At 52.0% G+C, this 13547-nt stretch carries 14 protein-coding genes and 1 pseudogene; 4 read left to right on the plus strand and 11 right to left on the minus strand.

The window, feature by feature from the left end; genetic code table 11:
• Window positions 1-185 precede the first annotated feature (185 nt).
• A complete protein-coding gene (locus B3355_RS08955; RefSeq protein WP_019880596.1) occupies window positions 186-509 on the minus strand; it encodes a cupin domain-containing protein in 324 nt (107 codons plus the stop codon).
• A 103-nt stretch (window positions 510-612) separates the two neighbouring features.
• On the opposite strand from B3355_RS08955, the pseudogene B3355_RS13620 reads away from it, so the two are divergent.
• The 3 genes and pseudogenes from B3355_RS13620 to B3355_RS08965 form a co-directional block, all read left to right on the plus strand.
• A pseudogene (locus tag B3355_RS13620) lies at window positions 613-1036 on the plus strand (L-threonylcarbamoyladenylate synthase); the annotation flags it as partial.
• Window positions 1037-1096: 60 nt separating this feature from the next.
• Entirely contained in the window at window positions 1097-1495 is a 399-nt protein-coding gene (locus B3355_RS13625; RefSeq protein ID WP_349679997.1) for a Sua5 family C-terminal domain-containing protein, read from the plus strand.
• Between the two features lie 72 nt (window positions 1496-1567).
• On the plus strand, window positions 1568-1930 hold the full coding sequence (locus B3355_RS08965) for a hypothetical protein (protein WP_019880599.1): 363 nt from the start codon (window positions 1568-1570) through the stop codon (window positions 1928-1930).
• Window positions 1931-1997: 67 nt separating this feature from the next.
• Here B3355_RS08965 and B3355_RS08970 read toward each other — a convergent pair whose 3' ends face one another.
• The 5 genes from B3355_RS08970 to B3355_RS08990 form a co-directional block, all read right to left on the minus strand.
• Window positions 1998-2231, minus strand: coding sequence for a hypothetical protein (locus B3355_RS08970; protein WP_024930103.1), 234 nt, complete (start codon window positions 2229-2231; stop codon window positions 1998-2000).
• 195 nt (window positions 2232-2426) lie between these two features.
• Window positions 2427-2975 (minus strand): TolC family protein, encoded by a 549-nt coding sequence (locus tag B3355_RS08975; RefSeq protein ID WP_292782862.1) that lies wholly within the window; start codon window positions 2973-2975, stop codon window positions 2427-2429.
• Entirely contained in the window at window positions 2918-3889 is a 972-nt protein-coding gene (locus tag B3355_RS08980) for a TolC family protein (RefSeq protein WP_292782865.1), read from the minus strand. Before B3355_RS08980 ends, B3355_RS08975 begins: the two co-directional genes overlap by 58 nt.
• Entirely contained in the window at window positions 3886-6009 is a 2124-nt protein-coding gene (locus B3355_RS08985) for a peptidase domain-containing ABC transporter (protein ID WP_292782868.1), read from the minus strand. Before B3355_RS08985 ends, B3355_RS08980 begins: the two co-directional genes overlap by 4 nt.
• 21 nt (window positions 6010-6030) lie before the next feature.
• Complete coding sequence (locus B3355_RS08990) at window positions 6031-7299, minus strand: HlyD family secretion protein (RefSeq protein WP_292782871.1); 1269 nt, start codon at window positions 7297-7299, stop codon at window positions 6031-6033.
• A 350-nt stretch (window positions 7300-7649) separates the two neighbouring features.
• On the opposite strand from B3355_RS08990, the gene B3355_RS08995 reads away from it, so the two are divergent.
• Window positions 7650-8753 carry a porin gene (locus B3355_RS08995; RefSeq protein ID WP_024930107.1) on the plus strand — a complete coding sequence of 368 codons (1104 nt, stop codon included), beginning with the start codon at window positions 7650-7652 and terminating at the stop codon, window positions 8751-8753.
• A 60-nt stretch (window positions 8754-8813) separates the two neighbouring features.
• Here B3355_RS08995 and B3355_RS09000 read toward each other — a convergent pair whose 3' ends face one another.
• The 5 genes from B3355_RS09000 to B3355_RS09020 all read right to left on the minus strand — a co-directional run.
• On the minus strand, window positions 8814-9380 hold the full coding sequence (locus B3355_RS09000) for a PEP-CTERM sorting domain-containing protein (protein WP_052179025.1): 567 nt from the start codon (window positions 9378-9380) through the stop codon (window positions 8814-8816).
• A gap of 149 nt (window positions 9381-9529) precedes the next feature.
• On the minus strand, window positions 9530-10303 hold the full coding sequence (locus B3355_RS09005) for an ABC transporter ATP-binding protein (protein WP_047515740.1): 774 nt from the start codon (window positions 10301-10303) through the stop codon (window positions 9530-9532).
• Window positions 10304-10419: 116 nt separating this feature from the next.
• Window positions 10420-11766 carry an ABC transporter substrate-binding protein gene (locus B3355_RS09010; RefSeq protein ID WP_047515738.1) on the minus strand — a complete coding sequence of 449 codons (1347 nt, stop codon included), beginning with the start codon at window positions 11764-11766 and terminating at the stop codon, window positions 10420-10422.
• A 119-nt stretch (window positions 11767-11885) separates the two neighbouring features.
• Entirely contained in the window at window positions 11886-12953 is a 1068-nt protein-coding gene (locus B3355_RS09015; protein WP_292782881.1) for a branched-chain amino acid ABC transporter permease, read from the minus strand.
• Between the two features lie 22 nt (window positions 12954-12975).
• A partial coding sequence (locus tag B3355_RS09020) for a branched-chain amino acid ABC transporter permease (protein ID WP_292782884.1) occupies window positions 12976-13547 on the minus strand: 572 nt, incomplete at its 5' end.

Genomic DNA, 13547 nt, shown 5'->3' on the forward strand with positions numbered 1-13547 from the left:
GGTTTTTTACTTCGTCAACAGCAATTTAAACACTCGTTTCAAATTACTATCAACTCACCCCGCTAAAGGCACTTCCTGATAACTAAACATGTCGTTTCGTTTAAGGAAGCCGCGCATTTTACAGCGATGGGGATTGCGGTCAACCCCCCATTCGCCACTATTACAATTCTGTTACAAATTGATGATTATTTCTTGAAAGCTGCTTTGAGTCGCAACCAGGTTTGCGTCAAGACATTGCCATCCAGATGATAATGCTTATGCAAAGGCTGCTTCACTTCCCAACTGACTTTAAGCCCCGCCGGGAAGGTAACGAAGTCACCCTTGCCAAAACTCACAGGTGCGCCACCTATCGGGGTGACCACACATTCGCCTTCTAATATATATGCCTGCTCTTGCTCATGGAATGTCCAGTCAAAAACAGACACCTCTTTTTGCCAGGTGGGCCACTTGGCAACACCAAGCTCCTTTAATTGTGTTTCGGCAGGATTATGTTGAACTTGAATTTGCATCTTGTTGCTCCTTAGACTGAAGCGCGCATTTTATAGGAAGCGATGCTGTAGTACGCATGGTTTTCGATAGTAAAATAGAATTTTTACAAAATCAGAGTGCATGATGCGTATCAGCCCGGCGAAGGCGACTGAACTGTTAAAGCGTGGTGAGGTGGTCGCCATCCCTACAGAAACGGTATATGGATTGGCGGCTGATGCACGCAACGAATTGGCGATTGCCAAAATATATGCGACGAAACAGCGCCCGGCCAATAACCCGCTGATTGTCCATATTGCCAGCGCGGCGCAAGTAACTGACTGGGCAAGTGAGTTTCCGCCATTGGCGCAACAACTGGCACACGCATTCTGGCCAGGACCGTTGACATTNNGCACACCCTGTGGCGCTTGCCCTGCTACACGACAGCGGCCTGGGGCTGGCTGCCCCGTCTGCCAATAAATATACACAGTTAAGCCCCACTACGGCCGAGCATGTGGAGTCAGGCCTGGGCCATGATATTCCGGTATTAGATGGCGGTGCCTGCCAGGTGGGGATCGAGTCAACCATTGTCAGCGTGCATGGCGACGAGTGGCAATTATTGCGCCCAGGCATGATAGAGGCCGCAGCGATCGCAGCGATTGCAGGCAAACCGGCCACACAGCAAGCGGCGCAAACGCCGAAGGTCCCCGGACAGCATTTGCTGCATTATTCGCCACGCACACCCTGCCTGCTATTTGCGTCAATCCCAGCCATGTTGCGCTATGCCCAAACCAGGCCAGCCGCCGCTGCTTTGTTATTTAGCAATACTGAACGAGTAACAGATAAAGATGTTTATCTGCCGAATGATCCTGCGCAGGCGGCAGAACAACTCTACGCCGCACTACATACACTGGACGCCGCACAAGCGGAGGTTATCCTGATTGAATCGCCACCCGCCACTCCAGAATGGGACGCCTTGCGTGACCGCTTGCAGCGTGCGGCCTACCATCCACACGACCAAAACGATTGAGTCTGTGAGGCATGACTGGCACAATATGGTGCATATTTATTTATAGCCTCTTATTAGAACAAGATACACACAATGAAAAACACCTATCAACATTTGATGATCGCTGCCGTCTCTGCCTTGTTATTTGGCTGCGCCAGCTTTGAGTTTCCCAGCATGTTTGACAAAGGCACCAAGGAAGTGCCGCGTTACGGTAAAGAAGCTATTCATTACCAATGCGAGAATTATCAGTCTTTTGGCCTGAAACTATCCGCAAACGGTGACGAAGCCTGGGTCATGCTGCCTGACCATGAAATTGGCCTGGCGAGAGATGCGAGTGATAAGCAGCTTTATCACTACGGCACCATGGATTTGCGCCTGAACGGCGAGCAAACCACGCTGGATGACAGCGATCATTTGCATCTCAAAAACTGCAAACCTGCTGAGACCAAAAAGTAAGTAGCTTTTGGCACAAAAAAGCCCTGCAAAAGCAGGGCAAATACATCGGAGGGGAAAACCGAGTCTGTTAAATGCTGACCAAGCCGCCAAACAGGCCAAGCACGGTACCTAAAATTGGACCGACCAATGGAATCGCTGACAGCGTACTGACCAGGCCGTTGACAGTGCCGCCGGTAGAACCGGTCGCACCGCCCAGCAAACCACCCAACAACGGAATGCCACCCAGCAAACCGGACAGGTCGAAGCCCGCACCGCCAGAAACTGCTTCAACTTCAACCTTTTTCAAGCTTTGAATTGCCATTTACTTCTCCTCATTTGCGTTATTAATGTGCCCTGTCTAACCCATGCAGCCCTTGACGACTGCACCGTTAACCAGCGCCCACCATCACCTTGACTCAAGGTGATCCAGGCGGTGACATCCCTGCATAACAGCAACATCACAGCGACACCATATTAACTAAAATTAACAATTACGTAAACAAGTTAATAATGTTGATCAAGGTTCAACAATGGCCCACAAACCAACATTGCCCATATTGGCAGCAAGTTTCAATCTGGCCGCACGCAAAGCCGCCAGCGATTTGATATGTTGCTGCCTGGCACCGGAGACCGCATTTTGCGCATTCAACAACTCAATCATATTGCCCACCCCGGCCTGATAGCGCCCTTGCGCGACCTTGAATGCCTCTTGTGCGTGACGTATAAGCTCCTCCGTCGCACGCAGATTTTCACGCTCTGACATCAAGGCGTGATAGCTTTTCCAGACCTCCAGCGAGACCTGCTGCATGATGCGATTCAGCTCAGCCACCCGCGTTTGACGCTCAGCCTCGGCAGACTGCACCTGATAACTGCGCGAAAACCCTTCAAATAAAGGCATATTCAGCTGCAAGCCGATGGTGGCAGTCGTTGAATAGACATTACTGGCCGGAAAGTTTGCCAGTTGCTGATAACCCATTTGATCCGAACGACTTAACTCAGTATTCAAGTTTAGTGTTGGCAAGCCTTCTGCCCGTACGCCTTTAATATTTTCTTCGGCAGCCAGCACTTTTGCTTTCGCGGCAAGAATAGCCGGATGCGATTCTGTGGCCTGNNCAGCACATCCACCCGGTTAAGAAAATCCGCCTGCTCCAGCGGTTGGCTGCGTTTTAACAACTGAAACGGGGTGTTGGCCATTAAACCCATGGCGGCAGACAAAGTGCCGTGGGCATTTTTCAGGTCGCCTTCGGCTTTGATTCTGTCCAGCCTGGCTTGGGCGTAAGCCGTTTGCGCCTGTAACTGGTCGGTGAGCAAACCCACACCTGCCTTGAATTTGGCCGTCGCTGCGGCCAGGCTCTCCTTGGCCAGTGACTCCGCATCCTCAAAAGCAGTCAAGGTGGCCTGCGTAGTCAAATTGTCAAAATAAGCCTGAGCCGCAGTGATAAACACCTCTTGCAAGGCGGCATCATGCGCAGCATTGGCGGCATTTAACAGGGCCTGCGCCTGCCCCAGCTTGGCAGCGCGCTGCCCCAGGTCCGCTAGCAACCAGCTCAAGCGCAAACTGGCCGTGCGATTGGTGATGTTATTGTCCTGATCGAGCGAAGAAAATAATGAGTTTTCAACGTGATTTCTCACTTTGGCCGCACCTGCCGTGACATTGACGCGCGGTAAATAATTGGACTTTTGTACCGCCACTTGCGCGGCCTGCGCTTTAGCAATGGACCAGGCCTCCGCGCTACGTGGACTATTACACAAGGCCTGCTCAACCACATCAAGCAGTGTCAGCGGCCGTTGTGGCAAGGCCGCGGCACAGGGCGCCAATTCAGATTCAGCCGCTGTCGTGAGCATTTCTTTGGCCGGGCTACCGGCGACGCGCCCCTGAAACTCGGTAAAGTCGGTCAGCTGCAGCGCCATGGCGCTGGCTGGCAGCAAGACTCCCAACGCCCAACATAATGACAACGCCAGGCGCAGAGATACATTCATGCGCCTGCCACCGCCGTCATATGGACTTTGCCCGCCGCCATCACAATCACGCGCTTGGCTGAAGCGATGGTCTCCGGCCGGTGCGCGATAATCACGCGTGTCATATCGAGCGCCTGTATGGCCTGGTTGACCATCGATTCACGCGCCACATCGAGGTGACTGGTCGCTTCGTCGAGGAACAGGATTTTGGGCCTTTTATATAGTGCACGCGCCAGCAGGATACGTTGTTTTTGTCCGCCAGACAGCGCTGCGCCCATATCGCCGATCAGGGTATTAAAGCCCATGGGCATGGCGGCAATTTCTTCATAGACCGCCGCTTTGCGCGCGCACTCTTCCACCCACGCCAGATCAACCTGCTGATCGAAAAACGCAATATTGTCAGCAATGGAGCCTGCAAACAGCGCATCGTCCTGCATCACCGTACCGACCATATTACGCAGATGCGACAAGCCCAGTTTGGACAGCGGTTGCCCGCCCACCAATATCTGCCCCTCTTTAAAAGGGCGCAGCCCGAGCATAATGCTCATCAAAGTTGACTTACCGCAACCGGAAGGGCCGACAATGGCCACCGACTCCCCTTCTGCAATCTCCAGGTCAACACCATCCAGCACCCAGGGCTCGCCATCGGCATAACGGTAACGCAGGCCCTGAATCACAATATTGGCAGGCAATTTCCCAATCTCCTGCTTGCTCATGGTATCCACAACTTCAGGCTCTTGCTCGGCCAGGGCAATATCCGCCAGGCGCTCACCTTGCAAATGCAACATACGCATCTCAACCATGCGGTCAATCAGGCCGCTCACGCGCGTCACAAACTGGTCTTTATAGGCAATAAAAGCCAGCAAAACCCCAATCGTGAACGCACCATCCATCACCAGTTTGGCCCCCAGCCAGATAATGAGGATACGTTCCACACCGAACAACAAACCATTCAGCAAACGATACATCACCTGCAACTTTTGCGTACGTAAGTCAGCATTCACTTGCTCGACAAACAAGCCTAACCAGCTATTCCTGCGCTCATCTAATCGCTGAAATAATTTAAGCGCACGCACACCGCGCACGGTTTCAATAAAATGGGTTTGCTGTTTGGCGGCATGCACAATTTGCTCTTCGGTAGCATTGCGCAAGGGCCGGAACCAGGCCCAGCGCCCGAGGCCATACAAGAGCATGGCACCGATGGCGATCCAGGCCATGGTCGGGCTATACAAAAACATCATGGCCAAGGTCGCCACGGTGAGCACACCATCCAGGATGGCTTCGACAAAGGTGCTGGTCAGCGTATGCTGGATTTGATCAATAGCGCCAAAGCGCGACACCACATCCCCCAGATGCCGCTTTTCAAAAAAGTCGACCGGCAAGCGGATCAAGTGCGCAAATAAATTGGCCCGCCATTGCACATTGAGCGTAGTAGACATATGCATGATGACCCATGCGCGCACCGTACTAATGGCTTGCTGCATAAAAACCAACAGGCCAAAGCCAAGTGCCAGCGTGGTGAGCAAATCCCGGTCTGCCGACACCAGCGCATGGTCAACGACCCATTGCATATAAAACGGCGACACCAGCGCAAACACCTCCAATGCCAGCGCTAACAGCAACACCTGCCCAAGCGAACGGTAAAGACCGGTGACATGCCCCATCATGTCGCGCAATTTCACGCTTTGCTTAAAGGTCACCTGCTTGAAACCAGGATTCGGCCACAACTCCAATGCCACGCCAGTGAATGCGGCAGAGACTTCATCAAAGCTCAATTTGCGTATGCCCATGGCCGGGTCATGAATCACCACATGGCGCGCGCCCACCTCTTTCAACACCACAAAGTGGTTGAAATTCCAGTGCAAAACGCACGGCCGACGCAAATCTTTAAGATCTTCGAGCTCCAGCTTGACCGGGCGCGTAGTAAAACCCACGGCTTGCGCCATGCCCATCAAGTGGCTGAGGGTCGTGCCCTTGATTGAGATAAGGAACAATCGGCGCATGGTCGCCAGGTCAGTACGAAACCCATGGTAATTTGACACCATGACCAGGCAGGCCAAGCCACACTCGCTGGCCTCGGTTTGTAGCGTGATGGGCAGTGTACGCCCCAGGCCAAACGACAGCTGACTAAGAAAAGACATGACTCACTTTCATTTCCATGGCTACAGCTTGCCAGTCAAACTGATTAATGGCTCCAGCACCCACTCATACAAGCGCCGACGCTCGAGCATGACGTCAGCATCCAGCAACATGCCTGGTTGCAAAGGCTGCTTGACGCCATAAGCAATGATGGCTTGCTGGTCTAGCACGACTGAAATACGGTAATAAGGCTCGCTGTTTTGATTATTGCCAGACGGATTGCCCATGGTAAAAATCTCACTGGCTGGCAACGCCGTCCTGGATACTGACACCACTCGACCGGTGGCCTGGCCAAATTTCTGGTAGGGATACGCCTGGTAACGCAAACGCACCGGCACACCAGGCCGCACAAACCCCACGGCACGGCTGGGTGCAAACAACTGTGCTTCCAGCCTGGCGCCGCGCGGCACAATACTCAGCAGCGGCCGACTGCCTTCAACCGCCATCCCGACACTGGCAACCACTGCCGTTGCCGTGCCGGATTCGGGCGCGCGAATCACCAGACGTCGCTTGGCTTCGCTTTCTGTCAGCTGTTGATTGACACTGGACACACTGCGTTCCAGCTGCGCAATCTGGTTTTGATGCTTGGCGCGTACGCTGGACAACTCATCCTGACGGGCAAGCACATCGCGCTGCATGCGTACCTGCTCGCGTGCCATGGACTCTAACCGCGAAGACTGCTCTATCCAGTCTTCTTGTTTTTGCTGCGTTTGCTCACGCGAAATATAGTTTTTTTCCAGCAATCCCTGATAGCGTTGATACGCCTCTTCGCTGAGCTTCACCCGCGTTTGCTGCGCTTTGTATTGCGCGTCCAAACGCGTCAGCTCTTCCTGGGTGCCCAACAGGCGTGACTGCAATGCCTGTTGTTCGTCATGCTGTTGCAGCCGGGTTTTGACGATTTCATCCCGCAAAGATTGCCGTTGTTGCGTGTGTTGCGCACTGATGGATGCCTGCACAGAGCCCTGCCCATCAGAGTAGCGCTCACTGGACAATACAAACAGGATATCGCCTTGTTTGACCAACTGCCCTTCCTGCACTTTTCTTTCAACCACCAGCCCTAATTGCGGCGCATAAACTTTCAGCAAGCCAGTTTCTGGCACCAACTGCCCCATGACCGTACTGCGCTTGGTATACGTCGCACACGCCATAAACAGCACCACAATCACCGCAAAAACGATGGCCAGACCGGTAAGCAACAGGTAACTGACAGGACGCACCAGTAGGATAGTGCCCAGCCAATGGTTTTTTTGTGCGTTGAGCGCAGCGTGACGGAATAAAGGCTGATTGGCCATGACGGTAGATGCCAGCAATGGCGATTACACTCGGTAAATTTGGATAATATTTATTAACAAACCATCGGATTATAGGGGTCAGGCAAATTTAATGTCAATCTATGTTAAGAAAAACATCGACCAGAAACCAGGAAGCGCACATGCTGATTGCAAGGCAGGCGAACAGCACCCTGCGGATAAACCAGCATTATAAATATGCACAAAATAAATCAAGCCATTGATTTATATCATTTAATTTTGTGGCACACATTCTGCAATAAGACACTCTGTAACGTGACCTCATCCCGCCTGTGCGCGACGAAGATTACTTATATCCATTGATAAATACATGACTAACACAGAGTGAATACATGAAAAACAAACCAACATCTCACCGCCTGCGCCAGATCTCGCTATTGACCAGCCTGGCACTCCTCAGCAACCAGGCATTTGCCGAAGCCACCATACAGCGCAATGACAACCAGTTTATTAATATTGGTATTGCCTCGCGTGTCAGCTTTAGTTCGATTAAAGACGCCGCCCCCAGTGGTAAAGACCGTTCTAATGACTTTGAAGTAGAAGAAGCGCGTTTATACACCAACGGCAAACTGCACGAAAACGTCTCGTTTGAATTTAACTTTGCCCGCAATACGGCAGACGACAAAATAGAGTTACTGGATGGTCACCTGGGCCTGGAATTCAACAATTACGCCAACTTCTGGATTGGCCGCTTTTTGCCAGCCGCCAGCCGCGCTTCTGCCGTTGCGCCCATGTATTCGACCACCTTTGACTTCCCGATTGCCGAGCAAGGCTCTTACCAGTTTGGCGGCCGTGACAATGGCGCCGTGTTCTTTGGTTCAGACAGCAGCAATGCCTTTAAATACTATGTCTCGGCGACCAATGGCCGCCAAGGCGGTTCTAACCAGGCTGACAACCTGTCTTACGCGACGCGTTTACAATATAACTTCTGGGATACTGAGCCTGGCTTTTACAATTTATCCAGCTACGACGGCAAAAAGTCCATCCTGTCGGTTGGCGGTTCGTATCGCTACCAGAAAGATGGCACCGGCACCATTTTGAATAAAGGCGATTCCAAGTATTGGAACCTGGATGCGCGTCTGGAAAAACCGTTGAGTAATGGCGCCGTGCTTGGCGCGGAGGCCTCATATTACAACTACGATAACGACAATACCGGTGACACCGTATTGCCAGAAGCCAAAGGCTTTTTCATCAACGGCAGCTATACGTTTGCTGACAAAGTGGGCATAGGCAAATTCCAGCCTAAAGTGATTTACCAGGAATTTAACAATGACACCACTGGCCTGGACCGCAAACGTATTGATGTGGGTGTGGGCTATTTAATCGACGGCGACAGCAACAAGCGTATTGATGTGTTCTACTTCAGGGAGAATCGCAACAACTTGCCGGATATTGACGGCATTAAAGCCATTTTCCATGTGGCACATTTCTTTTAAGCCTTTGTTCAGGCAATAAAAAACGGCCTGCAAGGCCGTTTTTTTATACCGCTGCAATACTTATTTGCCAGCTTTTCTTCTGGCGGCAAAGCCTACCAGGCCTAAACCAGCCATCAACAAACCATAAGACTCTGGCTCAGGCACAGTGGTCACGGACAGGTTTTTAACACCCCAGCCCTCATCTCCCAACCCTTGTGGAATGGCGCTGGCATAGCTGAAAGTCAGGTTGTTGCTACCTAACACCAAAGTCACTGGCAGTGTAATGGTCAACGAGCCGCCGTTATTAAAACCGTTGTAGACATAATTTGACACGTAGCTTGCGTCACCTTGAGTAATCGTGATCGGGCCGCCATCACCACCCAGGTTAAAGCTCGCAGAAAACACAGCGCTACCGTTCACTGACAGGGTGAAATAGTCTTCGTAATTGTTATCAGGAAACCCATCCAGCGTTGCGTAACCAATCAGGTCAAATGAAACGGTCGCAGCCGTCGCAGCCGCATTAAATGAATAGTCTACAGCGTCCGGACTACTCAATGCGGTACCATCAAAGTCATAAGCCATGGCCACCGGCGTCATGAAGGACGTGATTGCAATAAATGAAAAAGCACCAGCAAGTTGTTTTAGCATCGAAAGCTCCCAAAATATTTACAGTTAGTTTTATATAATTGCAACAAATATGTTACACAACTTATTGCTAAATTGTAACTACCTGAATGGGTCATGCCTTAAGACAGCATTACTTGTACAAAAATCAGTCACGTCGAATGGGTGATGCATTAATGGCCACCCAAATAAGAGTCGCTGAGCGCCTGGCTACTGGCAATCGTCTGTGCATCGCCATGATGGGTGATATGACCACTTTCAAGCACATAAGCATAGTTGGCATAACGCAATGCCACGGCGGCATTCTGCTCGGCCAGTAGAAAACTCAGGCCTTGCGTCTGCTGTAGCTGATGCACAATCTCAAAAATTTCTTCGACAATCTGTGGTGCCAGGCCCATAGACGGCTCATCGAGCAAAATCAGCTTCGGGTTAGCCATCAAAGCACGGCCGATGGCGACCATCTGCTGTTCGCCGCCGGAGGTATATCCCGCATAGTTTTTGCGTAGCAATTTGAGGCGCGGGAAAAAGGCATAGAGCCTTTCCAGATCCTGTGCCAATGCCTTACTTGATGGCCGGCGGATAAATGCGCCAGTGAGCAGGTTTTCTTCCACGGTTAAATGCCCGAAGCAATGCCTGCCCTCCAGCACCTGTACCAGTCCCTGTGCCACCAACTGACGTGGTGTGGCTTGGGTGATCTCCTTGCCGCCATAGACAATCTTGCCTTGCACGATTTCTCCGCGTTGCGCCGGTGCCAGGCCTGAAATCGCTTTCAGGATGGTGCTTTTACCGGCGCCATTGGCACCCAGCAACGCAACAATAGACTGCGGCCCGACTTGCAGTGAGATATGTTTGATGGCAAAAATGACCTTTTCATAGATCACTTCAATATCATCCAGTTGCAACAGCGGCTCACTCGCCAGATTTAATTTTTCATGTGCTTGTGACATCACAATCTCCTCAATTCGATCGCGTCGGCAATCTATGCACAGCGCCCACGACATCAAACTGCACATGCACACCGCCTAAGCGATGTGCATGTCTGTTTTAAACGTTGCCAAGCAATTTATTTGGCAGCGACCTCTTCTTTGCTGCAATCACGCGGGGTGATGCCTTTTTCCTTGGCATACTCGTGTGAAGACTTTTCAATAATCGGGCGCAACAACTGGCGGTCAGCCTGTACCCACTCTGAAATCACTTTCCACTTGCTGCCATCCCATTGCTGGAAGCGCACCGCGCCGCCGCCTTCATGGTCAGCGCAACTGAGTTTCAGCGGCTGCACCAGGCCCAAGGCACCCAGCTCTTTCAAACGTGCATCATCCAGCTTGATATTCTCGAAGCCCCAGCGCACCTCTTCACCGGTCAGTGGACGCTTGCCGAACTTGGCTTGCGCTACACGTACGGCTTCGACGTTGAGAATGCCATTAACCACACCCAGGTTGTAATACACATTGCCGAAACGTTTAGGATCTTGCAGATTGCCTTTACCGGCCTTGATTACATACTGATTGATCCCTTGCAATACCGGGAAGCTGGTACCGGAAGGATGCGTAGTAATTGAGATAAAACCTTTGGCAGCATTGCCTGCAGGCGCCGCGTCGTCTTCCGAGTTACTCCAGATGTTGCCGATAATATGGTCAGCCGGGAAACCGGTTTTCTGCGCGGTTTTCAACGCCACCGGGTTCATCACGCCCCAGCCACGCAAAATCACCCAGTCCGGTTTGATACGGCGGATACTCAGCCATTGTGATTGCTGCTCATTGCCCGGATGCGGCACTTCAAGCAGGGTCAGCTCGAAGCCGTATTTCTTGGCCAATAATTCCAGGATCGGGCTGGTTTCCTTGCCGTAAGGCGAGCCATGGTACAGCGTGACGATCTTCTTGCCCTTGAGTTTGTCCAGGCCGCCGGATTGCTGGGCGATGTAGTTCACAATCGCCGACACTTCACTGTAAGGGTTGAGTTGCAGCGGGAAAGCATAAGGGAATACGCTGCCATCGGTGGAGTCGGTACGGCCATGGTTAATGGTGATCAAAGGCAATTTGTCAGCGGTGGAGCGCTCCAGCGTCGCATAGGCAATCCCCACTGACAGCGGATTGGTCGCTGCAGCTGGCGCGCCGTTCAGGCCTTTTTTCAGGCGCTCGTAGCACTCCACGCCTTTTTCCACCACATATTCGGTTTCGCATTCACTCCAGGTGAATTTCACACCATTGACGCCACCGTCTTTGGCATTGACGTATTGCAGGTAGTCAATAAAGCCGCCAAAGAAACCGGATCCCCCTGCCGCATAGGGGCCGATACGGTAACTTTGTAAGGGAAAATATTGCTCATTGGCCGCTTGCACTTGCGTAGTCACACTGCTGACCGCCAATCCTAATGCCAGCCACAGCCAGCGATGTTTACCGAGAAATTTCACTCTAAAACTCCTTATTNNGTATTAAAAATATGAAAACAGTTACTAATCGTTTTTAGTTATATAAAAATGTCTAATAGGCACGTTCAACACATAAAAATCTCCTTAATGAAATGAACGACCTAGAAACGCAGTGGCCACACGCGCAAGCGTTGCTTGATGGTTTGCCAGACCTTGGCCAAACCATTGGGCTCTTTGATCAGGAAAAAGATAATCAGCGCGCCGAAAATCATTTTCTGAAAATTTTCCAGTTGACCAGGGTCTATCGCCCCCGCCAGCAGGCCGGATGACAGGTTGGAAAGCAGGATAGGGAATAACACGATAAACGCTGCGCCGAGGAAATTGCCGAGGATACTGCCCATGCCACCGATGATAATAATGAACAGGATCTGGAATGAGCGCGACAAGTCAAATCCATGTGGTTCAACGGTGCCCAGGTAAGTGAATGCCCACAGCGCACCGGCAATACCGAGGTAAAACGAGCTGATGGCAAATGCTAGCAGCTTTGTTTTTGGCACCGAAATCCCGATGACGGCGGCGGCGGTATCCATATCGCGTACTGCCATCCACTTTCTGCCCAGCTCACCGCTGACGATGGTTTTGGCCAGCAAGCCCAACGCCAGCACCACGGTCAATGTCAGCAAATAGCGGCCCACTGGCGAACTCAAATCAACGCCGAATATGTGTAATGGAGGTGCAGTGATCACGCCGGAAGAGGAGTGATTGGAAAACCAGGGGAAATTGGTAAACACCCACAGTACAAAAAACTGTGCGGCCAGGGTAGAGACAATCAGGTAAAAACCCTTGATGCGCAAACTGGGGAAACCAAACAACAGGCCAACACTGCCTGCAGCCAAACCGCCCACGATCAGGCTGGCCAGCAATGGCAAGCCCTCAATGCGCAAATGCGCGTTGTAGGTGGCAAAAGCACCCACCGCCATAAACGCGGCTGAGCCCAATGACAACTGCCCGGCATAGCCGGTGAGCAGGTTCAGGCCCAAGCCTGCCAGCGACAGCACCAGAAACGGAATGAGGATAGCGCTAAACCAGTAATCGTTGCCGATGAAGGGAACCACCAGGAAGGCGAACGCCAGCAACCCCGCAAACGCCCAGCGCTCCTGTTTGAGCCGGAAAAAACGTTTATCCAGCCGGTAATCGGTGATGAATTGTCCAGATTCTTGATACAACATAGTGTCTATACCCGCGCCCTGTTTACACTCGTTCAATGGCTTTGTCGCCAAACAGCCCATACGGCCTGACCAGCAGAAACAGCATGGCCAGCATATAAGGGAACCAGTTTTCAATGCCGCCGCCAATGAGCGGGCCGATAAAGACTTCGGCCAATTTTTCAGAAGCCCCTACAATCAGGCCGCCAACGATGGCGCCTTCAATCGAAGTAAAGCCACCAATAATCAGCACCGGCAGCGCCTTCAATACAATCAGCGACAGTGAAAACTGCACACCCACGCGCGCGCCCCACAACATGCCTGCCACCAGGCCGACAAACCCGGCCACCGCCCACACAATGAGCCATAGGCGCTGCAGGTGTATGCCCACCGCCAGCGCGGCCAACTGGTCGTCAGCCACAGCACGCAAGGCAATGCCCACCCGGGTTTTATTAAACAAAAGGCCCAGCAACAGCACCAAGCCACCAGCAATCGCCGCGGCAAACAAATCAAACTGCGACAGCAAGATGCCAAAGACTTCATACGGCTCATCGTCAATGCCGATATCCAGCGCATGCACTTGTGCGCCCCATACGGCTTGCGCCAGGCCTTCGACGA

It is taken from the genome of Methylophilus sp. UBA6697 (genome assembly GCF_002454655.1).
Lineage (GTDB): Bacteria > Pseudomonadota > Gammaproteobacteria > Burkholderiales > Methylophilaceae > Methylophilus.